The organism is Novosphingobium sp. BL-S-19 (genome assembly GCF_055521675.1).
Genome location: NZ_CM145498.1, coordinates 1458045 through 1484695 on the forward strand (window position 1 = coordinate 1458045; position 26651 = coordinate 1484695).

Below are 26651 nucleotides of genomic sequence, written 5' to 3' on the forward strand. Positions count from 1 at the left end.
CAGTCCGGCAACGGCGGATCGCAAGATGTGGCCTCGCGTCATTTTTCGCCGGATCGATGCCTCGATCGAAAGAACAACGGCATGGCGTGTGGACCGAAAATCAACAAAATTAGTTGATCTGGAAGTCGAGATGCAATGGTTATATGTTGAATTTTGCACATTCTATGAATCGACAGAATGATGCTCTGCGTCGTGTTAAGTATTGACATTACGCGGAAACCTCTATGTCTTCTCTCTGGGATCTGCGAGTCCGGCGGCGGGCAGCGAGGTCTTAATTATGCGATCTGCACGTATTCGCCCTGCGATGCTGAGCACGACGACGCTTGGGGCGGTTCCGCCCCGCCACCGTGGCGGCCTGCGTTTGCCGTCCGCAGGATGCCGCTGGCCTGTCGCAATGATGGCGGCACCATTGCTGTTCTCCTTGGCAACACCCTGCCTGGCGCAAACGGCGACCCTTCCGAGCGGCGGGGTATTTGCCGGCGGATCGGGCACGATCACCACGTCCGGCACCACCATGACGATCGCGCAGGGATCGACGCGCGCGGTGATCGACTGGACGGACTTCTCGATCGGGGCGGATCGCACCGTACAGATCAACAATGCGGCCGGTGCGACGCTGAATCGCGTCATGGGCGGGCAGCTTTCGCGGATCGACGGCGCGCTTTCGGCAACTGGCTCGGTCTATCTGATGAATCCCAACGGGATGATCGTGGGCCCGGGCGGCAAAGTGCTGACCGGCGGCAACTTCGTCGCATCGACCCGCCAGATCGATTCCGCAGCGTTCATGGCCGGCGGGGCTATGCGAGCCACCGGCCACTCGGCGGGCAACATCGAGAACCAGGGCACCATCAGCGCCGAGAACGGCAGCGTGGTGCTGATCGCGCGCTCGGTCGCCAACAGCGGCCTGATCAGCGCCGCGCAAGGCCGGGTGACACTGGCGGCGGCCGATGACGTGCTGCTGGCGACCACCGATGGCAAGGCCGATGGCATCTACGTATCCTACGGCGCCGGCGGAGGCGACATCACCCAGACCGGCCGGATCGAAGCCGCTGCAGCCGCGCTGAAGGCGGCAAACGGCAATATCTTCGCGCTGGCGGGCAATCGCGACGGGCTGGTGAAAGCCACCGGTACGGCGACTGTCGACGGACAGCTCTGGCTGACGGCGCCCTCCGGAACGGTGGAGGTCGGCGGAACGCTTGCGGCTACTCGCGCGGATGGCACCGGCGGCACGGTCGGCGTCAATGGTGCGCAAGTCCACCTTGCCGGAAGCGCCGATATTCGGGCGACCGGAACCAGCGGGGGCGAAGTGCTGGTCGGCACTTCGGGCTATGCCAGCGGGGCCGACCTCGCCCAGTCCACAGTGATTGCCGATGGCGCCCGGATTTCGGCGGGCGGCGCCCAGGGTGGCGGCCTGATCGAAACGTCCGGCCATAGCTTCGACGTTGGCGCGGCCAGCATTTCGGCAGGAACCGGCGGCACCTGGCTGATCGACCCGGATGACCTGCTTATCGATGCCACTGCGGCATCGACGATCGTTGCCGCGCTGAACGCCAATTCCAACGTCACCCAGCAGACCACGGCCGGCGGCACCGGCGGCGTAGGGGACATCACCGTTGCCGCACCGATCGTCTGGACCGGCAGCGGCAACCTGACGCTGAATGCCTATCGCGACGTCATCGTCGGCCAGATGATCTCCGGCGCGGGCGAACTGGAGATCGACGCGGGGCGGGACGTTACCGTCAGTGCGCCGATTTCGGTGGCGCAGAGCCTGTTTCTGGTGTCGGGAACGCTTACTTTGGCGGCCGGAAGCTCGATCAGCGCGACGGGCAATATTGGCCTGGAAACGGGCACGTTCATCAACAATGCGGGGGCGAGTGCGCTTACCTCCAGCGGCGGGAATTGGTTCGTCGCTTCGAACGATCCCGCCGCGGATAACGATGGCGGCCTGACGCCGGACTATTACGCCTATGATTACAACAACGTAACGGCTTTCCCCGCCCCCGGAAATGGCCGGTTCTACCGCGTGGCGCCCAGTGTGAGCTTTACTTTGGGGCCGGTGATCAAGGATTACGATGGCACCACCACGGCCACGCTGAACGACAGCAACGTCACCATGACGGGCATCATCAACAGCGATCCGTGGACGCTGGACGGCACCTATGCCGACAAGAACGCCGGCACCGGCATTGCCGTAACCGCAACCAATTTCCAGGCGACGCACAACGGCATCCCGGTCTTTGGCTATACCGTAACGACACCCAGCGTGACCGACACGGTCGGTACGATAAACCCGATGGCGCTGACCGCGGCGATCATCGGCAATCCCACCAAGACCTACAACGCCACCACGGCCGTCTCGCTGACATCGGGGAATTTCCAACTGACGGGCGTAGCCGCCGGTGAAACCATCACCGTGGGCAATGCGGCGACGGCGGCCTACGATTCGCCCAATGCCGGCGCGCGGACCGTCAATGCAACCTTCACGACACCCAACTTCAGCGCGGGGGCGGGGACCAGCCTTTCCAACTATATCCTGCCGACAGCCGCAACCGGCGCGGGCACGATCGATCCGGCCTCCATCCTGATCAGCGGCATCGTCGCGCAGGACAAGGTTTACGACAGCACCACCGTCGCCCAGATCGATACCTCGTCGGCCTCGATCTTCGGTGTGGTGGGCAGCGACGACGTCACGCTGAACTTTTCGGGTGCGACCGGTGTCTTCGCGACCAAGAACGTGGGGACGAACATCCCGGTTACCGCCGCCGGTATCACGCTAAGCGGCGCGGCTGCAGGCAACTACGTGGTTGCGCAGCCCAGTGGGCTTTCCGCCAACATCACCGTGGCACCACTGGTCGTGACCGGGATCACCGCGAACGACAAGGTCTATGACGGCACCTTTTTCGCGGCCGTGAACACGGCGGGTCTGCAGGTTTCCGGGCTTTATTCAGGTGATTTCGTGGAGCCTGTATCCACGCCCGGCGCGCAGATTGCCTTCGCGCAGAAGGACGTGGGGCAAAACATTCCCGTGACCATCAGCGGGATTGTGCTGAGCGGCACCGACGCGGGCAACTACAACCTCAGCTTCTCGTCCTCGCTCACCGCGGCGATCACGCCCCGGCCGTTGACGCTCACCGGCAGCGGAATGCCGACCAAGCTCTATGACGGCACCACCAATGCGATCGTCTCCAGCGATCAGGTTGCGTTCGGCAACGTCGTGGCTGGCGAATCCATCGGCGTTACGCAGGCGTCCGGGCTCAATTACGCGTCCAAGAACGTCGGCATCTGGGACATCAACGTGGCCCTCAACCCGTCGGACTATGTGGCCGGGCCGAACACGCTGCTGTCGAACTACATCCTGCCCACCGTCGGCACGATCCAGGGCGAGATCACGCCCGCGCCGCTGACCATCGTCATCGTCGGCAATCCGACCAAGGTTTACGACGGCAATGCCAATGCCTCGCTCGGCCCATCCAACTTCTTCGTGGACGGCTTCGTCACGGGCGAAGGAGCCACGATCAACCAGACGCAGGGGACTTACGCGTCTTCCAACGCCGGCATCTGGACGGTTTCGGCCGATCTGACCGTCAGCAATTTCGATCCCAATTCGAACACGTTGATGTCGAACTATATCATCCCTTCGCCCGTCACCGGGCTGGGCACGATCATCCGGCGCAACCTTGGGCCGGGCGTCATCAATGTCGACATCACCGGCAATCCCACCAAGGTCTATGACGGCAACACCGTCGCTACGCTGACACCGTCGGATTACACGCTGAGCGGCTTCATCACCGGCGAAGGCGCGACAATCACGCAGACGGTGGGCGTCTACGGCAACAAGGATGCCGGACTGCGGACGGTGACCGCCCAACTGGCACCCACCGATTTCGATCCCTACCCCAACACCAATCTGGACAACTACACGCTGCCCACCGAAGCGACGGGCATCGGCACGATCCTGCGCGCGCCGCTTACGGCCACGATCATCGGCAACCCCACCCGCGTCTACAACGGGGCCACGCGTGTCGGCCTGACATCGGCCAACTTCGAGATTTCCGGCCTTGTCGCGGGCGAATCCATGACCGTAACCGGCGTGGGCACCGGTGATTTCGATAGCCGCAACGCCGGCAGCCGCGTGGTCACCGCCGCGCTGCCGGGTACGTCGGTCTTCACGGCGGGTGCCAATACGCTGCTGACCAACTATGTCCTGCCCGTGGATGCAGCCGGGCCGGGCACGATAACGCCCGCGCCGCTGGTGATTCTGGGCATGACCGCGCAGAACAAGGTCTACGATCAGACCACGCTGGCACAGCTTGCCGGAACGCCGTCCCTGTTCGGCCTTGTCAGCGGGGACGACGTTACGCTGGATCCCAGCGCCTCCACCGGCAATTTCGTGACGCCGAATGTCGGCAACGGCATATCGGTCATCGTTTCGGGCTATACGGTGACCGGCACGGACATTGCCAATTACCAGCTGTCCCAGCCGACCGGGCTTACCGCCAACATCACGCCGCGCGGCCTCACCATCGCCAACCTGACGGCGCTGGACAAGTTCTACGACGGGACCGCCGCCGCCACGCTGTCTGGCACCGCCACGCTGACCGGCGTGCTTTCGGGCGACGATGTGGTGCTGAGCGGCTCTGGATCGTCAGCCGCTTTCCGTCAGGTGAACGTGGGCACCGACTTGCGCGTCGATGTCGGCGGCTATGCCATTTCCGGCGCGCAGGCAGGCAATTACTCGCTGTCGCAGCCTTCGGGCCTGACGGCGGACATCAACCCGCTGCCACTGACCGGCAGCATTATCGGCAATCCCACCAAGACTTATGACGGCACCACGCAGGTTTCGCTGACGGCGGCGAACTACCAGATTTCCGGCTTCGTTGCGGGAGAGGGCGGCGCGCTCACCCAGTCGGCCGGTGCCGCCTATGACAGCCCGAATGCCGGCGCGCGGACGGTAACCGCCACGGTGGTCGTATCCGACTTTACGGCCAACGCCGGGACATTGCTGTCCAACTACGTACTGCCCACCAGCATTTCCGGCCCCGGTACGATCACGCAGGCCATGCTGAGCGCGGCGATCGTGGGCAATCCCACCAAGGTCTACGACGCCACCACCGCCGCCACGCTGACGCCTGCCAATTTCCAGCTGAGCGGCTTCGTATCCGGCGAAAGCGCCGACGTCACGCAGACGGTGGGCACGTACGACAGCAAGAACGTGGGTTCCCGCACGGTAACGGCCACGCTCGGCGCGGGCGATTTCACGGCAGGGGCGGGTACGACCCTGGCCAATTACGTGCTGCCTACCAGCGCAAGCGGTCTTGGCACGATCACGCAGGCGACGCTGCAGGTGATCGGCATCACCGCCAACGACAAAGTCTATGACGGAACGACGCTGGCGACGCTCAACAGCTCGGGCGGCTCGCTTTCCGGCGTGTTCGCCGGTGATACCGTCACCCTCGTCTCCACTGGCGCGACCGGTCAGTTCGCCACCAAGAATGTGGGCGTGAACATTCCGGTTACGGCGACCGGCTACACGACATCGGGAACGGACGCGCCCAACTACATCGTGCTGCAGCCGACCGGCCTTGCGGCGGACATTACCGAGGCGACGCTGCGGCTTGCCTCCGTCACCAAGGTTTACGATTCCACCGTCAATCTGCCCACCGTGGGCAGCGCCTACACTCTGTCCGGCGTCGTCGCGGGCGATACCGTGAATGTAGAGGCCGGCGGCATAACCGGCGCCTATGACAACAAGAACGTCGGCACCGGCAAGCTGGTGACGCTGACCGGGCTTGCCATCAGCGGCGCGGATGCGGCCAACTATACGATCGCTTCCAGCGTCACGAATGAAGCGATCGGCACGATCACCCCGGCGACGCTGAACGTGATCGGCGCGCTGGCGCAGAACAAGACGTACGACCAGAACTCGATCGCCCAGATCAACAACAGCGGCACGACGCTGAGCGGTTTGTATTCCGGCGACAACGTGGTTCTGGCCAACGCCACCACGGGGACTTTCGTGGACGGTTCGGGCAATCCCACGCCCAACGCGGGCACCTGGAACGTGCTGACGACCGCCTATTCCATTTCCGGCACCGATGCGGCGAACTACACATTGGTTCAGCCGCAGGGCTTGCAGGCGACGATCACCCCGCTGGGCATATCATTGCTCTCGGTCACCAAGGTCTATGACGGCACCGTCGTGCTGCCCACCGCCTCCACCGGCTATACCTTTGGCGGCATTCTTGCGGGCGACGATGTCACGGCCAATGCCGGCGCTGCCGTGGGTCAATATGACGGCGGCAATCCGAACGTGGGCACAGGCAAGCCGGTGACGGTCAGCAGCCTTGGCCTCTCCGGCGCGCAGGCGGGCAATTACTTCGTTCAGCCGGTAACCGGCGCCACTATCGGCACGATCACGCAGGCCATTCTGAGCGCTGCGATAATCGGCAATCCCACCAAGGTCTATGACGGCACCACCGATGCCACGCTGACCAGCGGCAACTTCCAGCTGACCGGCTTCGTGACGGGTGAGGGTGCCACCGTCACCAAGACGACGGGCACGTACAACAGCCCGAACGTCGATGCGCTGACCGTAACGACCGGGCTGCTCGATACCGACTTCACGGCCAATTCGGGCACGCTGCTGTCGAACTATGTGCTGCCGACCAGTGCGACCGGTCAGGGCACCATCACGGCGCGCCTGCTGACGGTCTCCGGGGTAACGGCGAACAACAAGGTTTATGACGGCACCACCGCGGCCACGCTGAACAGCACGGCCGCCGCACTGAACAATGTCGTCAGCGGCGATACCGTGGCGCTCAATTCCTCCGGTGCGTTCGGCACTTTCGCGACCAGGAACGTTGGCACCAATATTCCGGTGACGGCGGCCGGCTACACGCTGGATAACAACACTTTGGGCAATTACGTGCTGGAGCAGCCCACCGGCCTGTTCGCGGATATCACCCAGTTGTTGATCCAACTGGCCAGAGTGACCAAGGTCTACGACGCCACGACCAACCTGCCGACGCTGTCCTCCGCCTATACGCTGGGCGGGGTGGTTGCGGGCGATGATGTCAGCGTCGATACCACCGGCATCTCGGGGTCCTATGCCGACAAGAACGTGGGCAACACCATCAACGTGTCACTGAACGGGCTGGCGATCAGCGGCGCGGATGCCGGAAACTACAGCATTTCGAGCATCGTCACCGCTCAGCCCATCGGCGTGATCACGCCGGCTACGCTGAACGCGGTGATCATCGGCAATCCCACCAAGGTTTACGACGGCAACACGGCTGCCACCCTTGCCAGCACCAATTACCAGCTGACCGGCTTCATGGGCGGGGAAGGGGCGACGATCAACCAGACGGTCGGTGCCTATGACAGCGCCAACGCCGGGGCGCGTACCGTCACGGCCGTGCTGGCGGCGAGCAACTATGCTGCGAACGTGGGGACGGACCTCAACAACTATGTTCTGGCGACCGGTGCTTCGGGCAGTGGCACGATCACGCAGGCTACCCTGCTGGCGGCGATCGTCGGCGATCCCACCAAGACCTATGACGGCAATACCGCTGCCGTGCTGACAAGCGGCAACTTCCAGCTGACCGGCTTCATCGGCAGCGAAAGCGCCACCGTTACGCAAACGGCCGGGCTCTACGACAATGCCAACGCCGGACCGCGCACGGTCACTGCCAGCCTTGTCGACACCGATTTCCTGGCCGGTTCGGGCACGCTGCTGTCGAACTATATCCTGCCGACCACGGCCAGCGGCGCGGGCACGATCGATCAGGCAGTGCTGACGGCGGCGATCGTGGGCAATCCCACCAAGACCTATGACGGCAACGCCAATGCCACGCTGGCTAGCGGCAACTACCAGCTCACCGGTTTCGTCACGGGTGAGGGGGCGACGGTGACGCAGACCGCGGGCCTTTACGATAGCGCCAATGCCGGACCGCGCACTGTAACCGCCAGCCTTGGCAGCGGGGACTTTACGGCCAATTCGGGCACGCTGCTGTCGAACTATGTCCTGCCGATCAGCGCCAGCGGCGCCGGCACGATCGGCCAGGCGGCGCTTACCGCCGTCATCATCAACAACCCGACCAAGGTTTACGACGGCAACACTGCGGCCGCGCTTGTCAGCGGCAATTACCAGCTGATCGGCTTCATAGGCAGTGATAGCGCGACGGTGACGCAGACGGCCGGCTTGTACGACAGCGCCAATGCCGGACCGCGCACCGTAACGGCCGCTTTGGCCGGCGGTAATTTCACGGCCGGTTCGGGCACGCTGCTGTCGAACTATATCCTGCCGACGACGGCGAGCGGCGCGGGCACGATCACGCAGGCCGTGCTGACGGCCGCGATCGTCAATAACCCCACCAAGGTCTATGACGGCACCGCCATCGCTTTCCTGACGGGCACGAATTTCCAGCTGACCGGCTTCATCGGCAGTGAAGGCGCCGCGGTGACGCAGACGCGCGGACTTTACGACGGCCCCAATGCCGGGGCGCACTCGGTCTCGGCGCTGCTGGGCAGCGGGGATTTCACGGCCAATTCGGGCACCCTGCTATCCAACTACGTCCTGCCGACCACGGCCAGCGGCACCGGCACGATCACCCAGGCCGCGCTTTTGGCCTCGATCGTCGGCGTTCCCACCAAGACCTATGACGGCACCCTGCTGATGCCGCTGACATCGGCGAACTTTGCGATCGACGGGTTCGCCGCCGGCGAAGGCGCCACCATCACCAAGACGGAAGGCTTCACCACTTCCCCCAACGCCGGCATCCGGACGGTTGTCTCCACGCTGGGCAGCGGGGACTTCGTGGCGAACAGCGGCACGCTGCTTTCCAACTACATCCTGCCCACCGAGGCGCGCGGCTTTGGGCTGATCCTGCGCGCGGTGCTGAACGCCACCATCATCGACAACCCGACCAAGGTCTATGACGGCAACACCAGCGCCGTGCTGACCAGCGCCAGCTACAGCCTGACCGGCTTCGTCGGCAGCGATGGGGCTACGATTACCGAGACCGCCGGCACTTACGACAGTGCCAATGCCGGTGCGCGCACGGTTACCGCGATGTTGGGAAGCGCCGATTTCGTGGCCAATTCCGGCACGCTGCTGACCAATTACGTGCTGCCCGCCAGCGCCACCGGCGCGGGCACGATCACGCAGGCGACGTTGCTGGCGGCGATCGTCGGCAATCCGACCAAGGTCTATGACGGCAACACCAATGCCACTCTGACCAGTGCCAACTACACGCTCACCGGCTTCATCGCGGGTGAGGGGGCCAGCGTTACCCAGACGTTTGGCACTTACGCAGATCGCAATGTCGGGCTGCACGGCGTCACCGCAAGCCTCGCCAGCGGCGATTTCGTGGCCAACAGCGGCACTCTGCTGTCGAACTACGTGCTGCCGACCAGCGCCATCGGGGTCGGCACGATCACGCAGGCGCAATTGATCGCGGCAATCATCAATAATCCCACCAAGACGTACGACGGCACCACCACGGCCACGCTCACGAGCGCCAACTTCGGCCTTCTCGGCTTCGCGCCGGGAGAGGGGGCTACGATCACGCAGACCGCCGGCCTCTATGGCGATCCCAATGCCGGTATCCGCACGGTGACGGCGAACCTTGCCAGTGGGGATTTCGTCGCCAACAGCGGCACGCTGCTCAGCAACTATATCCTGCCGACCAGCGCCAGCGGGCTGGGCACGATCATGCAGGCGATCCTGACCGCCGCGATCGTCGGCAATCCCACCAAGACCTATGACGGCACCACCGTCGCCACGCTGACCAGCGCCAATTACACGCTGACCGGCTTCATCGGCGGGCAAGGCGCCACTGTCACCCAGACCGTGGGGGCCTATGACAGCCCCAATGCAGGCGCACGCACCGTCACCGCCGGCCTGGGCAGCGGCGATTTTACGGCCGATAGCGGCACCTTGCTCTCCAACTACGTCCTGCCGACCAGCGCATCCGGAGCAGGCACGATCAACCAGCGTCCGCTGGACGGTCGCGCGATCGACGGGGCGATCATCGGCAATCCCACCAAGGTCTATGACGGTAACACCGTCGCCACGCTAACGCCCGCCAATTACGAACTGACGGGCTGGGTCGGCAACGATGGCGCCATCATCACGCAGACCGTGGGCACCTATTCCGGCAAGGATGTAGGCCTTCACCTGATCACGGCGCTGCTCGATCCGTCCGACTACACGCCCACCGGCACCACGCTCCTGTCCAACTACATTCTGCCCACCCGCGTCTTCGGGCCGGGAACGATCACCCGCGCGGTGTTGACCGCCTCGATCATCGGCAACCCGACGAAGACCTACGACAGCACCACCTCGGCAACGCTGACGGGCGGCAACTACCAGTTGACCGGCTTCGCGCCGGGCGAAGGGGCCGCGGTCTCGCAGACATCGGGCCTCTACGACAGCCCCAATGCCGGATCGCGGACGGTGACGGCGGCCCTTGGCGCCGCCGATTTCACGGCCAATTCGGGAACGCTGCTGTCGAACTACATCCTGCCGACCACGGCCAGCGGCGCGGGCACGATCGATCGCGCGGTGCTGCAGGCCAGCATCATCGGCAATCCCACCAAGACCTATGACGGCAACAGCCGCGCCACGCTGACCAGCGCGAACTATGTGCTGACGGGCTTCGTCGCCGGACAGGGGGCAAGCGTAACCGAGACTTCGGCGATCTATGACGGCCCCAATGCCGGCGCGCACACCGAAACCGCCGCGCTGGACGGTTCGGACTTCGTCGCCAATTCCGGCACGCTGCTGAGCAATTACATTTTGCCCACCAGCGCGATGGGAGACGGCACCATCACCAAGGCCGATCTCACCGTTTCCATCACCGGCAATCCCACCAAGCAGAAGGATGGCAATACCGACGCCACGCTGAAGCCGGGCGATTACACGATCACCGGCTTCGTCCCCGGTGAAGGCGCCACCATCACCCAGACGCACGGCACGTACGCCTCGGCCGATCCCGGCCAGCATGAAGTGACCGTGGGGCTTTCGCCGTCCGACTATCAGGCCAACCAGGGCACGCTGCTGGACAACTACAACCTGTCCAGCGTCGCCACCGGGCCGGGCACGATCCTCTATGCCTATCCTTGCGCCTCCATCGTGGAGTGCCTGCCCGATCTGCCGGACCTGCAAGGCAAGGTGGCTGGAGGAATTTTCGGGCGGTTCTACATAGTCTACCCCAGCGTCTTCCCCCGCTATCAGGGCTATACGCAGGGCATGGCGGCGATGCCGAGCATCCTTGAGGCGGGCGGCGTGGACCGGACGGCAAACGGCTGGACCATCCGCAAGCGCAGCGCGGTGCTCAATTCGGCCGAACAGATCCTGAACCGGGGTGGAGGCAGCATGCAGATCCAGATCCAGTATGACCCGCCGCTTCCGCCAATCGGGCCGTTGACCGCGACGGAAAGCAACGCGGCAGGCGGGCCGGTCGGGGGAGAATGATGAAGGCAGAACAACTGAAGGCCGCGCTGGTCGCGGCCGGGATGGGAATGCTTGCGATGGGCCCGGGGCTTGCTCCGGAGCAGGCCCATGCGCAGGATTTCGAACGACGCCTGCCCAAGCAGCCACCGAACCAGCCGCCACCCGAAGTTCCCACCCCGCCGCCGGAAACCGCATCGCCCGACGATGCCGCGCAGATCTTGCCGGAACTGCGTGGGCTGGTCTTCGTGAACGGCGGCTTGCAGCCAGCAGGCATCGCAGCGGATGCCGTGGGCAATGGCGTGGAGGTGCGCGGCCTGCCGATGCTGGCCAATCCTGCCTTCGATGCGGCAGTGCGCCCCTACCTCGGCCGCCCGCTGACGCGCGGGGACCTCAACGCCATCATCCGCATCGTCCAGAACAGCTATCGGGCCGGCGAGCATCCGTTCGTGGACGTGGGCGCGCCGCCGCAGAACGTGCAGAGCGGCGTGGTGCAGATCGTCGTCACCGAATTCCGCGTGGGCGCCATCGAAGTTACCGGGAACCGGCATTTCTCCACCCCGCTGATCAAGGGCATGAGCGATCTGAAGTCGGGGGACGTCCTGACCCTGCCGCGCCTGCGCGGCGCGCTGGACGATTACAACCAGAACCCGTTCCTGACCGTGGACGGCGTCGTGCGGCCGGGGCAGGAGACCGGAACCACCGACCTTGTGCTGCAGGCGAAGGACAGGTTCCCGGTGCGCATCTATGGCGGCTATGACAATCAGGGCGTGCCCACGCTGGGGCGCGACGAATGGTTCGTGGGTTTCAACTGGGGCAATGTGCTGGGGACCGGGCAGATCCTGTCCTACCAGTACACCCGCAGTTTCGAGGGGGCCTATACCTCGCATTCGGCCAGCGATGTCATTCCGCTGTCGCCGCATGACCGGCTGATCTTCTTCGGGGCCTATTCCACCCAGAAGCCGGACTTTTCCGACCTGTTCGACAGTACCGGCCATTCCGGCCAGGTCAGCGGGCGCTTCGTGCACAACATGCGGGGCCCCGGCACGGTGCGGACCAGCATTCAGTTCGGCATGGATTACAAGCGGGCCGACAGCAATCTTGAATTCCTGGGCTTCCGCCTGCTCGATACCGCCGTGGAAGTGTTCCAGTTCCCGGTGATCTTTACCGGCACCATCGACGATCGCCATGGGCAGACCGTGCTGGAGAACCAGACCGTGATCTCCCCCGGCGGGCTGACCAACCACAATACCGATGCCGATCTCCAGCAATTGGTGCCTTATGCCAAGGCGACTTATGCCTATGACCGGATCTCGATCACCCGCACCACCTACTTCCCGCACGGGATCAACTGGGTGGTGCGCGGCATGGCGCAGTTCGCCACCAGCAACCTGCCGTATAGCGAGCAGCTTTCGGCCGGCGGCCTTGGCAGCGTGCGCGGCTATGATCCCAACGCCGCTTTGGGCAGCGAGGGCGTGCTGCTGAAGACCGAACTCAATTCGCCGGCCTTCCATCTGATCGCGTCCAGCGGGGACTTTGCCGACCAGATCCAGTTCGGTGTCTTCGTCGATTACGGCAAGGTCTGGCAGCGTCGGCGTTTCCCGGATTCGCCCAAGAATGCCGAACTCGCCAGTGTTGGCGGCAAGGTGCACTATACGCTGGGCCGCTACCTCGATCTGGAGGTCGATCTGGGCCGCCAACTGCAAAAGGCGCCGTTCGCCAAGGACAAGGATACCCGGCTGGCAGTGATGGCCACGGTCGGCTTCTGATTTACCCGGTTCAGGCCGCGCCCAATCGCGGCCGGACGAAAGCTTGCGATGGAATTGCCTCTGTTCGCGGTGGACAGTGGATAGAGGACGGGTCTGCTTCGTTTCCTAGATGGAGCGAGGTTCGCGGCCTTGGGCAGATGCCCCGGCCGCGAACCTCGCGCCGAAAACGACATCTAGGAGAGCAGCGATGAACCGACGCGATTCGAACCCCCGCAGCCAGCAGCCGGGTGGCTATCAGGACGATGACCGCTGGGATATGCCGCGACAGGCCGGCCAGTGGCAGGATGGCCCGGCGCGGCAGGCCGGCGGCTATCGCGACCCGAATGAAGAGTCCCTGATCCGTGCACGGCGTTCGGAACGCGAAGGACGGTATGCGTCCGATTCTCGCAGTGAGGGCGGTTCGCTTTCGGACCGTCTTGGCCGGGGATCCGACTATCGCAGCGACCCGCGCCTGCGGGCCGGCTGGGCCCGGCGCGAGCGTGCGGAAAGGGAAGGCGAATATCCCATTCACAATTACGACGCCGCCTATGGCGATACCTTCTCCAGCTTTACCAGCGAGGATTATGGTGGCCGCGACCGCTCACCGCCAAGCGGCGGCGTGAGTGGAGGTATGCATCCCAGCGACACCTATCGCCCGACATTCGGCTTTTCGCGCAGCGACTATTACAGCCGGGAAGATTACGGCGACTGGCGCGCCTATGGCGAACGCCGGGGCTTCCTGAAGCGGGCGGGTGACGAAATCGCCAGCTGGTTCGGGGATGAGGATGCCGCGCACCGCCGCGAACTGGACCATCGCGGCCGAGGCCCCAGCGACTATACGCGGTCCGACGAGCGCATCCGTGAGGATGTGAACGATAGCCTGACCAACGACTGGCACGTCGATGCCAGCCGCATCCGGGTCACGGTGTCGGACGGCGAAGTCACGCTGGACGGCACGGTGGACAGCCGGGCGCAGAAGCGCCGGGCAGAGGATCTGGCCGACGATGTATCCGGCGCGCGCCATGTGCAGAACAACTTGCGCGTGGGGCCGGCGGTGATTGGCTCGCAGAGTTCGGCGCTTTCCGAACCGGGCGATGGATTGACCTGACCCGTCATTCGATGCGGCGATCGAGGGAGGGCCTGCGGGCTCTCCCTTTTTTGCGCCGCTGGCCGTCGATCATCAGGACGGCCGATCATTCGAACGAAGTATCGATAGGCCGCGATCCAAGCTCTTTGGGGTGATAGCGCCCGTGCAAGCGCATGATTATCATGCGGTTGCACGGGCCGGCCTCCGCCGCCACGGACGCAGATTCGGAGTGTGGCCATCTTGAACGCCTTGTCACCGCCGCTGCCCGCAGGGGACCGGCGAGACGCTTTTCCGGGCATGTATCGCCCCGATCCATTGCGGGCCTAGCCGGCCGATGGCGCAAGAAAAGGGCATCGGCCGGCACGCGACCAGGGGGCTGGCGTCCACCGCTCTGGCGCAATTCGTCAAGGTTTTCGGAACGATGGCAACCACCATCGTCGTCGCGCGGATCCTGTCGCCGTCCGACTATGGCGTCGCCGCCATGGTCGCGCCGCTGACCGGGCTGGTGCTGACCTTCCAGAACCTGGGTTTCACCCAGGCCGTGGTGCAGACACGGGAACTGGATTTCGAACATTCCAATGCGCTGTTCTGGCTGAACGTCGTGGTCTCCATCGTCGCGGCGCTGGCCATGGTAGCGGTGGCGCCGCTGGCCGGTGCGTTCTACGGCGATGCGCGGGCCGGATACGTGACGGCGGCGACCGGCCTGACCATCCTCGTCACCGGATTGAAGCTGCAGCATCAGGCGCTGCTCAATCGCGAGATGCGGTTTCATGCGCTGAGCATCAACGACATCGTCGTCTCGATCATGACCTTGGTCCTGACGACCGCGGCGGCGCTGATCCTGCGGAATTACTGGGCGATCTGGCTGGGCATCTTCCTCAATGCCGTGGTCAGCACCGCCATGATGTGGCAGGCCTGCCGGTGGCGCCCGCGTCTGGGTGCCTCGTTCGCCGGCGTGCGCAAGCTGGTGGTGTTCGGCGCCAATCTGACCGGGTTCAACCTGGTCAACTTCTTCGCGCGCAATCTGGACAATGTGATCATCGCCAAAGTGGAGGGGGCCGATGCGGTGGGCCTCTACGATCGCAGCTACAAGCTGATGCTGTTCCCGCTCCAGAACATCAACCAGCCGCTGGCGCGGATCATGCTGCCGGTGCTCAGCCGCGTGCGGGACGAGCCGGAGCGCTATCGTCGCGTCTACGAACTGGCTTTGCGGGCGCTGGCGCTGGGATCTATGCCGGGCATTCTCGCCGCCGCGATCTGCAGCGACCGGCTGATCCCGTTCCTGCTGGGCGAGCGCTGGGCGGCGGCCAGCCCGATCTTCTTCTGGCTCAGCCTGACCGCGATCGTCCAATGCGTGCCCAACACGGCGGCGTGGCTCTACATCAGCACCGGCAACACGCGGCGCATGATGTACTGGGGCATCTTTTCCAGCGCCGTCAGCATCGTCAGCTTCACCATCGGCGTCCATTGGGGCGCCGTGGGCGTGGCCTGCGCCTATTTCATCGGGCAAGTCGCCACATCGCCCTTCCTCTACTGGTACGCCACGCTGGGCACGCCGGTGCCGCAGCGTTTCATGTACGCGGTCCAGTTGCCATCGCTGGCGGGCGGACTGTTCGCCTGGGGCGTGGTGTCGCTTGCGGGCGGAAACCTGCCCACCATCGCAGTGCTCGCGATAGCTGTGGCGGCCAGTTACATCGGCGCGGCGGCGGCACAGGCCTGCACACCGGGCGGCCGCGCGGCGATGGCGGAAATGCTGCGACAGGCCGCCAACCTGCTGCCCGAACGGTTTCGCCAGAGGCCGCTGGGCAGCGGCTAGGCGGGATCCTCAGCCGGTTTGCGGCTGGGCTCCGCTGCCTGCGTCGGCGGACGCAGGCCGGCGTAGAGGAAGTTGAGCAGCGGAACGCGCCGCACAACCAGCCAGATCGAGAATGCCGCAAGGAACGTGGCGGCGCTGATCAGCGACCACTCCACCCAGACGCCCCACTGCACCCGGTATCCCGCAATGGTAAGGGCAATCGCGATCGGCAAGTGGAACAAGTAAACCACTAACGAAGAATCGACGAGAGTACGGATCGCCTGACTCTGGCGGTGAAAGAAAGTCCGGCCCAGCGCGATCAATGTCTGCGACCAGCCCAGCGCCGCGAAGCCCGCGAAGGACCGCTCCATTACCCAGATGCGGTGATGGTCCGCATGGATGGCGACGGCGGTGGCGATCAGCGTCAGCACCACAACGGTCCAACGCGGCCGGTCGAACGCCGTGCGAACCGCGGGCGCGCGGTGAAGCGCCATGCCGATGACGTAGAACGGCAATGCGGCTACGAAGTCCGCCAACCGAAGCAGTCCCTGAACGATGTCCGCCTCGCCCGTCGTCGAGCGCATCACTCCAAGCACCAGCGCACCATAGCCCGCAACGGCGATGCCGGTCGCGATGAAGACGGGCATGAACCGCCGCGCGGCCATGTCATCCCATCGGCCGGCCAACGACATGGTGCGCAAGCCCGGCCAGATCATGCAGCCCAAAGCCGTAAGCGACTGCAGGTACAGCAAAACTGCCAGAAACCACAGGTGCCGCAGGACCGTGCCGGTCGACGGATAGAGTGCGTGAATGCTCCAGGGATCGGTCACGCGCACGGACGCGGCGATCAGGTTCAACACCGGAACGATGGTGACCAGCGAAACCGTGAGAGGCACGCCGATGCGCACCAGCCGCCCGCTCAGCCATTCGCGCGCATCACGCCGCGCCAGCAACAGCGCGCTGAAGTATCCCGCGATCAGGAAGAACGCCGGCATCCGGAAGATGTGGATCACATGGGCAAGGTCCGTCATCAGCGGATCACCCTCCATCACCGGCACCATCCAGGCCCGTCCCGGGCGATAGGCAAGGGCGACATGATAGGGAATACCAAGCAGCATCAGCCCGCCCCTGACGGCGTCCCAATGATGTTCGCGAGAGGAAGACGTCGACATCGCAAACCTTTGCATGGCGGAGGGGCGAACCGAACATTCTTTCCGGTCCGGCGCAATCACCCGAAAGGAGGCACCCGAAAGGGGAGGGAGGCCGTCTCTTCAGTCGTTTGCGCCGCGCACCCATGACGTGACGCCGCGATAGGTCTCCAGGCCCAGTACCGCCGCGCCAAGCCGGGGGATCCGGGCATCCAGGCGGAGTTCGCCGCCCAGGTCGGCTCCGCGTTTCAGTGCTTCACGCCCCTGTTCGCGGTCGCCCCGGCGAAAGGCGCTGTCCGCCAGCCAGTAGAAATAGTCGCCCATGATCTTGCGGCGCGCGTCCTCCGTCACCGCCTCGGTCGGCTGGCGCAGCAGCGAATCCGCCACAGCCATCAGATCGCCGAACGTGGAACGGTTGCCGGAAATCCGAAACGGTGAATCGTGCTGCACATAGACCCCGCAGCCGAGTGAGGAATGGGCGATGCGCGCACCGGCCAGCACGCCGCGGCAGACCACCTCGCCATCCTGATTGCGGCGTACATCTTCGTTCCACCCGCCGATGCCGCGCAGGAACTCCGTCCGCCAGAGCAGGGCGCAGGGCGGCGTCCACTGCCGGCGAACCAGCCAGCGGTCCAGCAAGTCTTCGGCGTCGGCATAGCCTGGCTTGCGGCGACTGGCCTGATTCCGCCCCTCGTCATAGAAAAGCCAGGGGCCGAAGGCGATGTCCGCGCCGCCTTGCTCCGCCAGCGCCACGGCAAGGCCGTGGAGCAGATCCCCCATCACGAAATCGTCGCTGTCCAGAAACATGACGTATTCGCTCTCGACTTGCGCCAGCCCGCGATTGCGAGACTTCTGCGCGCCGATGTTGCCGGGATTGGTCAGAACGTCGAGCGGGCGGGACGCAAGATCTGACAGCGCGGCCTCGGTCGTGCCTTCGTCATCGTCGACAACGACGATCACGCGGACCTGCACTTTCGGCTGCCCGAACACCGAACGCACGGCACGCTCGATGGTCTGCGACGCGCGAAACGCGGGCACGACGACCGTGACCTGTTCCTGAGTCATGCCGGGGCTCCCTGTTCACGCCCATTGTATCCGCGCAGATTGTCCGCACCGAATCGCGCCGATCCGGCGCGCAGGGGAAGGTACCCCAGCGTGAAGGTCGAACGAATGGGAGTGGTCCGGATGGCCGCGTATCTTCGACCAAATGGCTATTAGCCGCGATCAGCTTACTCTTCTTTGCCTCGCGCACGGCCAAAGACTCTGCTTGGGGCTTAATTGACGTTCAGCTGGAAGATTTCACCAAGGCGATTGAGCGATGCTCGGCGTCGGGCCTAAATCGCGGCGAGCTGGCATTTGATGGCGGCCACGAATTGGCCGGCAAGGTCGAAACTTCGCTCTTCACGCAGCCACCGTGCTTCCAATCCGTCCATCAGGGCCAAGACGATGCGCGCGGTGGCTTCCGGCGTTCGGCAGAAGGGCTCCAGTGCGAAGGCCAGTTTCTCCTGCCGCATGGCTTCCCGCGTGGCGAAATAGGCATGGGCAGGGTGGCCGGCGTTAAGCGCCTCTGCCTGCAGCATGGTGTGCAGTTTCATGATTTCGATATCGGCGATGTCGCGCTCCACCACCATCCGGAGCGATTCCACGAAGGCATCGCGGCTGTGCCGACCAGGTGCGGCCTGTGTGCGGCGGGCGATCCATTGCTTCACGTCGAGTTGGTGCCGGTCGTCGCGGTCCTGCAGCAAGTCGATGAGTATCTGTTCCTTGCTGCTGAAATGGTGCAACAGGCCCGCCTTGGTGAGTTCGCAGCGATCGGCAAGATCCTGCAAGGTAAAGCCATTGTAGCCGCGTTCGCCGATCAGGCGCTGGGCCTCGTCCATGATCTGCGCCCGGCGCCTCTCACCGTCCACGCGCACTGGCTTGCGATCCGATTTCGTCTTCATCGTACCCCGGCGAATTGGAAGGGTCTGCCCCCGCGCATGCGCCGGACAGACCCTTCGTGGCCCTGTTATTGCAGGAGCTTAGAGACCGTTTGAAAATTCGCGAAATGCGAATTTTGCGGCACCGGCCCTCTCCCCCACCCTACCACCCGCAGGATACTACCGATGGGTGGTAGGCCCCCTCAGCGAAAAGGTCCCCCGGACCTTTTCGTGTTCTTCGGAACGGGAGAGGGCCGGTGCCGCCTCAAAAATGCCCCTGCGGGCATTTTTTAAGCGAACTCTTAGAACTTCTTCGTCAAGCCCAGTTGGACCATGCGACCGAGCGTGAAGGTATTGCCCGGATTGTAACCGGGCTGGCCGGCGTCGAGATAGGCTGGCGGATCCTCATCGAAGACGTTGTCGAGGTTCAGGGACAGCGTCAGGTCGCGGGTGACGCCTTCTCCCTTGAAGTCATACCCGAAGTAGAGGTTGACGATGTTGAAGTCCCCAACCCGCTTCTGGCCGGCAACATTCTCGGTGCGGGAATATCCGGGCGTGCGGTTCCAGGTGACCTGCGCCCGGAACTTGTCGATCGTCGTGCCGACCATGGTGGAAAGCTGGTACCTGGATGTATTGTCCTTCAGCGCATCGAACCATGCCATTCCCGCGCGGGACTGGGTCTTCTGCTCAAGGCGATAGTTGCCCGAAACGCGCCCGTCGATCGAACCCCAGCTGGTATCGAACGTGAAGTTCGCCGAGAAGTCGATGCCGGAAAGCTTCGTGCGGCCTAGGTTCTGGACACGTGTATCGAGCAGCACCTGAACCGGCGTCATCGTCCCGCCGGCGCCCAGAAGCATTGCCTGACCGGTCGACGTCGGGTTCGCAAGGGCAACGCCGACGCCGCTGCTGGGCACCGTCGCCAGGATCGCCGCGACCTGCTGGCCGGAGGGCTGGAACAGCCAGAGGTCGGGATAGCCGACATAGAAGTCCGTCAACAACGAACCGGAAACCGGGCGGCCGATCGTGCCCTTCAGGTCGATGTTGTAGTAGCTGGCGCTGAGTTTGATCTGATCGACCGGCGTGAAGTCGAACCCGGCCGACCAGTTGGTCGCCTTCTGTGGTTTCAGATCAGGAACGGCGCCATTCAGGTAAATCCCGGCGACCCCGGAGGCGGAACAGGCCGGAAGACCGGTAACGCCGCATACACCCGGCGTTGACGGCGGGAACTGCAGGAAGGCACCCGGGATCTGCTGTGCGACGGAGGAGTAGACGCCCAACTGGTCGGCCGGCGTGGCCGCGTTGAACGACTTGCCCCAGTTCGCACGCAGGGTGAGGCTGCTGAACGGCTGGAACGTAACGCCGATCTTCGGATTGAAGGTATCGCCGAAGTCATTGTACTTGTCGTACCGGCCCGACGCCGCGAGGACCAGCGACATGCCATCGTCACCGCCGCCAAGCACCGGGACCTGCAGTTCGCCGAAAAGCGATTTGACCGTCTGCGTGTAGGACTTGGGCGAGAGCAGCGCATACGTGGATGCGCTTGTCGTGCGCTGGGTCATCGTATCGGTCGAATATTCCGCACCGAATGCCGCGCGCACTTCACCGGCCGGCAGGGACACGATCGGGCCGTCGAAGATGGCGCGGAAATCGGCATATTCGTTGCGACCGATGCCGACATCGTCGGCAAGAAGGCCGTCGAGTACCGACTGGCTGGTCGCGCCGGCATTATAGGGATTGAGCGAGCCATTGTTCACGGCGTTCTGTAACCACGGAAGCGCACGGGTGTTCACCAGTTGAACGTTGCGATAGTCCACCGTGCCCCGGCCGTAGTTGGCCAGAGCGCGCATCTGCCAGTCGCTGCCCATTTTCCAGGTCAGCTGCGGCGTGACGTTCCAGGTCTCGAGGTTGGTCTCCTGCTTCGCGGATCGCGCGCCAAGTGCGTCGGCCAGGCTGAAGTTGACGGTCTGGGCCAGACCGAAATTGGGATCGCCGGCGGGCAGCGGCCGGTAGTTCGGGTTGGTGGGGGAAAGCGTGACGACCGATTCCGAACCGGTGCCGAGCTGGCCATTGCCAAGCGTGCCGTTGTTCCCCTGCACCTCTCGCCGGGCATAATAGACCTTCAGGTCAACACGAAGCCTGTCGTTCAGGTCCTGCATCAGGCTGGCGAAGACGTTGTGCATCTTGATGCTGGGATAGATCGCCACGTCCTGCGCGTAATCGCAGGTGACAGGCCCACCAGCCACAAGGCTGGAGCCGTTCAGCACATAGGAACGCGCGTTCGCGCCAGAGCCGGCCGAAACGTTGACACCTTCGGCGCAATTGCGACCGGTGGGAATTCCGGTCACCGGATCGATGCGATGCACGTAGTCCCGGTCGGAGCCAAAAAGCGCGTCGTTTCTGGAGTATCGGTAGGCGATATAGATCGAGCCCGTGCCCCAGTCCTTGCCGGCGATGCCGCCGGCCTGGTACGATGTGTAGTTGTCGGCAATGCCGACCTTGGCATCGACCTGAACACCGTCATACCGGTCGCGCGTCATGAAATTGATCACACCGCCCAGCGCGTCCGAGCCGTAGACGGCCGAACCGCCATCGGTCATGGCTTCCACGCGGTCTATCACAAGCGGGGCGATGAAATCCGGGTCAACGGCAAGCTGTCCTATGCCAAGTGGCGTAACGCGATGGCCATCGAGAAGAACGAGTGTCTGTGCGCCGCCACTGGTATTGGCGCCGGGCAGGTTGCGCAGGTTCGGGCGGGCGATCGGTGCGCTGCCGTTGGATCCCGGCGTCGGCGAAACGCCCGATGGTGCGGCGTTGAAGAAGTTGCCTACGGTCGGGAGGCTGGCAAGCAACTGGTTGGTTGATACGGCGCCTGTCGTCTTGGCATCGTCTCCGCTGATGCCGATCACGTTCGAACCCGCAGGTGCTATGCCGCGGATAAGCGTGCCGGTAACGACGATTTCGGTTTCACGCGACGGGGCGGCACTCTCATCCTTTTGTGCATCGTCTGTCGACTGGGCTGAGGCGAGAGTTGGCAGCAGAGCCATGACGGCCACGCTCGCCAGCGCGCAGGACTTCAGTCGCAAAAGCTGAATGTTCATATCCTCTCCTGTTTTCTATCTTTTGTTTTGTGTCGGAACGACCGTCCCGCCCCCGCTATGTCGGTCGCATTCGAGAGTGCTTTTGGAACAGTTGTACGGACCAACCGATTGGTTGGTATCTGTCACACATCTGTCAAGTTGACTGGTGAAGTTTGCCGCGTCAGGCAGGCGAAGTTCCGTTTGGGTCAAAAGCTGGAGTGGAGAACGGGCTTCAAAACCACGGCCCATCGAACGGTGTTCGCCCTCCATGCTCAGGGAGCATCATGACGGCTATGTCAGCTGGTCAGAGTTTTTCGCCGCAATCGCCCCTGGCTGGGAGGAGCGAAGGACTATGAAGGCATCGAGGTTTTCAGAAGTTAAGTGACAGTTCCAACTTAGAGCAGTTTCCGATCCGATTGCATCGGATCAACTGCTCTAAGCTTCTGGTTTCACGCATTTTCCGAGTCGTCAGATGATTCCATCTGATTGGAAAATGCTCTAGTTGATTGCAATCGCGGTCTCATGCGACATTTCGCGAATGGTATCCGCGATGCTTTCCGTGCCGATGCCACTTTGCTTCACACCGCCAAAAGGGAGGTTCCCCGGGCGGAATGAGCCCGGCCCATTGACAACCACTCCCCCAACTTCAAGCCGATGCGCAAGATCAAGGGCATTGTGAATGCTTTGAGAGAAAACGCTGGCCTGCAAGCCGAACGGAGAACCGTTTACAGCCGAAATCGCTTGCTCCAAGTCGTCAAAGGGTAGGAGCGGAACCACCGGGCCGAAAATCTCTCCGACAATGCACGGCATATCCGCGGCGACGCCGGTGAGAATCGTGGGTTCGAAGAATTGGCGTCCCACCCGATTGCCACCCGCTATGACGCGAGCCCCCATGGAGATGCATTGCTCAACCTCGCGGGCTACTTGCGCCGCTGCCGCTTCCGAAATCAACGGGCCAAGGTCGGTATGTTCGTCAAGGGGCGAGCCCATCCTGATTTTGCCGACTTGCTGGAGTAATTCCTCGACGAAATCGTCGTAAACGGCGCCTGCCACCCAAACCTGCTTTACGGCGCAGGAAATCTGTCCCGCTCCATTGGTGAGGCGGCCGTTCACCACTGCGGTAGCCGCCTTGCCGATGTCGGCATCGTCCAGCACGATCATGGCGTCGACCCCGCCGAGTTCGAAGGCTGTTCGCTTGAGGGAGGCGGCAGCCTGTCCGGCGATGATCTTCGCTGCGACGCTACCGCCGGTGAAGCTGACCATCGCAATCTCGGGATGCGTCACAAGGCGATCGCCGAGTTCATGAGGATAGCCTGTGATCATCTGCAAGGCATCTGCCGGCAGTCCAGCCTCCAGCAGGATGCGGCCCAGTTCCAGCACCGTGAGCGGGCATTGTTCCGGTAGTTTGACGATGACTGCGTTGCCGGCAGCGAGCGCTCCGGGAATCTTGTGCGCGAAAAGCTCCGCAGGGTAGTTGAACGGGACAATCCCGGTGACGATCCCGAGCGGTTGCCGGAAAGTGTAAGCGATCATGTGTTCGAGGCCGGGGATCGCATCCATCGGGATCGAGCGGCCACCGATACGCTTGGCTTCCTCGGAAAAATCCCGGAACAGGCGGGCGGTCGCGGTCATTTCGGCGCGGCATTGGCGGATGGTCTTGCCATTTTCCCGCACCAGCAGCTGGCTCAATTCTTCGTGCCGGCCCTCGATGATGTCGGCAGCGGTGCGGAGAATTTCGCTGCGACGATGAAGGGGGAGGGCACGCATAACGGCACGCCCGCGAATGGCGCTTTCGATAGCCAGTTCGACGTCGTCCGCGTTCGCTTGCGGAACCCGGTCGATCGTCTCGCCTGTCTCCGGGTTACGTATTTCGATCCAGGCGCCGCTGCGGGATGCGGCCGGCCGCCCTGCGATGATCATGTCCATCAGTCTTGGTCCTGTGCTTGAATTGGAAGCGAAAGGCGCTTGCAGTTTCCGAGCACCAGCAGAGCGATTGCGGCAGAAAGCGAGGGGATCAGCCAGAGTGCTTGGCCGATGCCCTGCGCGCTGTCCCCTGCGATCATGCCGATGATCGGAGAACTGACCACCAGGCCGCTGAAGCCGCAGGTGATCGCAAACCCGATCGCGGTTCCGGCACCGCGCGGAAACAGCGTGCCGATGATCGCGATGCTGGTGGGAAACACCGGCGCCATGGCGAGGCCGGTGGCGAAGACCAATGCGCCGGTTCCGGAGCCGCCGCCCAGGAGCAGCGTCGCGCCGGAGGTGAGGGCGGCCGCAATCTCGCACACCAGCACGACCATGACCGGCGGCAGGCGGCTCAATACGGTCGCTGCGACGAGGCGGCCGATCAGCATGCCGGCCGCGAACCCGAGCGACAGCAGGTTTAGGGCGTCAGTGGGGTCCAGCCCGGCCCCGATGAGAAATTTGGGCAGCCAGTTCCACATTGCGAACTCGCTGGCGGTGTACAGGAACGTGACGCCGGCAAGCACATAGAGCGCGGGCGAGGTGAACACGGATTCCTCTAATGTCTTGCCTTGAATCGGCGGAGCATGCGCAATCGGGGTCGACAGCGTCACCAGCAGGGCGAACGCGGCCATGCCGGCGGCGGCCCATGCCACGGAGACCGGATCGGAATGCAGCAGGTTTGCAGCGACCCACGGGGTTGCCATGCCTCCCAATCCGACGAAGAGGTTGAGAATGTTGAGGGCCGAGGCCTTGTTGCGCGCGCTGGCGTCGTTCACGAGGGCATTGGCACCGACGATGACCAAGCTGCCGCCGATCCCAAGCAGACCCATGGCTATCATGGCGGATACCAGCCCACTCGGATGGGCGAGCAAGCCGAGGCCGGCAAGGCTCGACACCAGGCCTGCTGCGATGCCGGGTTTCTTGCCCCGCCTGTCCATCAGGGCGCCGGCCCAGACCGAGGTCACTGCCAGGCCCAGTCCTTGCGCCAGGGCCAGCCATGTCAGTTCCTGTGTGCCAAGGCCAAGCCTCAGGCCCAGTGAAGGAACGATCGTTCCCAGCATCGAGGCCATCATGCCGTAGATGAAAATGACGAGCGAGGCGGTTGCGACAGTGCGTATCACCATTTCACCTCTTGGCTGTTGTCCTGGCGCTTCGGGATTTCATGTTTTCTCTCCCCGGGTTGAGCAGTCCTGCGCGGGCCGTGAGTGCTTCGCGGCCGTTTTCCTATTTCCAGAACAGTTCTTTTCGCCCCGACCTCGCGCGCTTCCTCCAGAGATCGACGTACATCCAGAGCCCCGAGGCGGAGAGGAAAACGAGCGACAGTCCCGCCAGCAGGTTGAGCATCCGCGCGGGCAGCCCAAACAGCTCGCCCGAATGGAAGTGCTTCATCCATTCGTGGACATCGGTACCGAGAGGGAAGGGCGACTTGGGATAGAGCGGCGAGCTAAGGCTTTGTTCCTGACCGCTTACGGCATTGAAGACGCGCTGGCGTGTCGGCTTGGTGGCTGTGACGATGGCGCCCTCGAGTTGCCCGAACCAGACCCTCGCCCGGATCGCGCGGATCGGCGTATCCGGCTCCTCGGCGCGAAAGGCGACCATTGCGCCGTGGGCGACGGCGGCGGCCTGTCTATCGGTGATCGCCAGAGTCTCGCGGGGGGGCTTGTGGCGATTGAAAGTGGCGTAGGAACTTTCAAAGCCGATCCAGGTGCCGCTTAAAGCGACCAGGACAAGAAGCACCGAGGCGGCGACTGATACCCCGCGATGCAACGATCGCCACGTGTCGGAGGTCATCCAGAACATGTTGGGGCGCTTGATCTTGCGCCGCTGCTTGAGCAGGCGGAAGTACATGATGAGGCCGCTCACGATCAGCGCTGTCATTGCCAATCCGGACAGGAGCTCGACGTAAACGCCGGGCACATCGCGCAGACCAAAGAAATTTGGCCCCCAGAAGCGGTGCCATTGCTTCAGTGTCTGACGTAGGGACGGGGCAGGGTAGGCACCGCGCACATCGATGGCCGGGACTTGCCGGCTTGAGCCAACGTCGAACGCAAGCGCCGAGACCGGCGTGCCCATCCGGCGCGGGTCGGGCGGAGCGCTGGGATCGGCGAAGGCCACCTGGCCGACGACCCGGCCGTTGACCATGCGCAGTTCGACGAAGGCCGGCGTCAGATCGGGCCGGATCTCACGAAACCGGGCAAGCGTGACGGAGAAAGCTTTGGCGACATCGACATTGGCCGGCAGCGCGGCCGCGCTCCAGTCGGCGTGGGTGACGGCGGAGTAAAATCCGTTGCCGAACTTGCCCTCGTTGATCGACTGCATGGTTGGATCGCTCTCCGGCTTGCCGCTGAAGATCGCGGTGAGGTCGAGCGTCTGGATCAGTGTGCCGGTGATCCCGATATAAAGCAGGAACAGGCAGGCAATGAGCGAAAGCACCCGGTGCACGGTGCGCATTTCAATGGG

General features: G+C 63.7%; 11 protein-coding genes. 4 read left to right on the forward strand and 7 right to left on the reverse strand.

Translation table 11 applies throughout. The annotated features are described in order from the left end of the window. Positions 1-421: 421 nt before the first annotated feature. The 4 genes from ACZ1JV_RS15230 to ACZ1JV_RS15245 all read left to right on the forward strand — a co-directional run bounded on the left by ACZ1JV_RS15230 (position 422) and on the right by ACZ1JV_RS15245 (position 16103). Positions 422-11476, forward strand: coding sequence for a YDG domain-containing protein (locus tag ACZ1JV_RS15230; RefSeq protein WP_465152198.1), 11055 nt, complete (start codon positions 422-424; stop codon positions 11474-11476). Further along, complete coding sequence (locus ACZ1JV_RS15235) at positions 11473-13221, forward strand: ShlB/FhaC/HecB family hemolysin secretion/activation protein (RefSeq protein ID WP_465152199.1); 1749 nt, start codon at positions 11473-11475, stop codon at positions 13219-13221. Before ACZ1JV_RS15230 ends, ACZ1JV_RS15235 begins: the two co-directional genes overlap by 4 nt. 187 nt (positions 13222-13408) lie before the next feature. Beyond that, entirely contained in the window at positions 13409-14308 is a 900-nt protein-coding gene (locus tag ACZ1JV_RS15240; protein ID WP_465152200.1) for a BON domain-containing protein, read from the forward strand. A gap of 313 nt (positions 14309-14621) precedes the next feature. Then, positions 14622-16103 carry a lipopolysaccharide biosynthesis protein gene (locus ACZ1JV_RS15245; protein WP_465152201.1) on the forward strand — a complete coding sequence of 494 codons (1482 nt, stop codon included), beginning with the start codon at positions 14622-14624 and terminating at the stop codon, positions 16101-16103. Here ACZ1JV_RS15245 and ACZ1JV_RS15250 read toward each other — a convergent pair. The 7 genes from ACZ1JV_RS15250 to ACZ1JV_RS15280 form a co-directional block, all read right to left on the reverse strand. Next, positions 16100-17269 (reverse strand): acyltransferase family protein, encoded by a 1170-nt coding sequence (locus ACZ1JV_RS15250; RefSeq protein WP_465152202.1) that lies wholly within the window; start codon positions 17267-17269, stop codon positions 16100-16102. The two genes, ACZ1JV_RS15245 and ACZ1JV_RS15250, sit on opposite strands and share 4 nt — an antisense overlap. Positions 17270-17353: 84 nt before the next feature. Further along, positions 17354-18295, reverse strand: coding sequence for a glycosyltransferase family 2 protein (locus ACZ1JV_RS15255; RefSeq protein WP_465152203.1), 942 nt, complete (start codon positions 18293-18295; stop codon positions 17354-17356). Between the two features lie 269 nt (positions 18296-18564). Then, positions 18565-19173, reverse strand: coding sequence for a TetR/AcrR family transcriptional regulator (locus ACZ1JV_RS15260; protein WP_465152204.1), 609 nt, complete (start codon positions 19171-19173; stop codon positions 18565-18567). 278 nt (positions 19174-19451) lie between these two features. Beyond that, positions 19452-22247: a TonB-dependent receptor domain-containing protein gene (locus ACZ1JV_RS15265; RefSeq protein ID WP_465152205.1), complete on the reverse strand. Its 2796-nt coding sequence runs from the start codon at positions 22245-22247 to the stop codon at positions 19452-19454. Between the two features lie 477 nt (positions 22248-22724). Next, entirely contained in the window at positions 22725-24152 is a 1428-nt protein-coding gene (locus ACZ1JV_RS15270; protein ID WP_465152206.1) for an aldehyde dehydrogenase family protein, read from the reverse strand. Next, positions 24152-25315 (reverse strand): MFS transporter, encoded by a 1164-nt coding sequence (locus ACZ1JV_RS15275; protein WP_465152207.1) that lies wholly within the window; start codon positions 25313-25315, stop codon positions 24152-24154. Before ACZ1JV_RS15275 ends, ACZ1JV_RS15270 begins: the two co-directional genes overlap by 1 nt. Positions 25316-25415: 100 nt before the next feature. After that, entirely contained in the window at positions 25416-26642 is a 1227-nt protein-coding gene (locus tag ACZ1JV_RS15280; protein WP_465152208.1) for a PepSY-associated TM helix domain-containing protein, read from the reverse strand. Between the last annotated feature and the right edge of the window lie 9 nt (positions 26643-26651).

Excerpts from the sequence above, each read along its gene's own strand:
- ACZ1JV_RS15235 (WP_465152199.1), top strand. The coding sequence starts at position 11,473 with ATGATGAAGGCAGAACAACTGAAGGCCGCGCTGGTCGCGGCCGGGATG.
- ACZ1JV_RS15240 (WP_465152200.1), top strand. The coding sequence starts at position 13,409 with ATGAACCGACGCGATTCGAACCCCCGCAGCCAGCAGCCGGGTGGCTAT.
- ACZ1JV_RS15245 (WP_465152201.1), top strand. The coding sequence starts at position 14,622 with ATGGCGCAAGAAAAGGGCATCGGCCGGCACGCGACCAGGGGGCTGGCG.
- ACZ1JV_RS15250 (WP_465152202.1), bottom strand. The coding sequence starts at position 17,269 with ATGCAAAGGTTTGCGATGTCGACGTCTTCCTCTCGCGAACATCATTGG.
- ACZ1JV_RS15255 (WP_465152203.1), bottom strand. The coding sequence starts at position 18,295 with ATGACTCAGGAACAGGTCACGGTCGTCGTGCCCGCGTTTCGCGCGTCG.
- ACZ1JV_RS15260 (WP_465152204.1), bottom strand. The coding sequence starts at position 19,173 with ATGAAGACGAAATCGGATCGCAAGCCAGTGCGCGTGGACGGTGAGAGG.
- ACZ1JV_RS15265 (WP_465152205.1), bottom strand. The coding sequence starts at position 22,247 with ATGAACATTCAGCTTTTGCGACTGAAGTCCTGCGCGCTGGCGAGCGTG.
- ACZ1JV_RS15270 (WP_465152206.1), bottom strand. The coding sequence starts at position 24,152 with ATGGACATGATCATCGCAGGGCGGCCGGCCGCATCCCGCAGCGGCGCC.
- ACZ1JV_RS15275 (WP_465152207.1), bottom strand. The coding sequence starts at position 25,315 with ATGGTGATACGCACTGTCGCAACCGCCTCGCTCGTCATTTTCATCTAC.
- ACZ1JV_RS15280 (WP_465152208.1), bottom strand. The coding sequence starts at position 26,642 with ATGCGCACCGTGCACCGGGTGCTTTCGCTCATTGCCTGCCTGTTCCTG.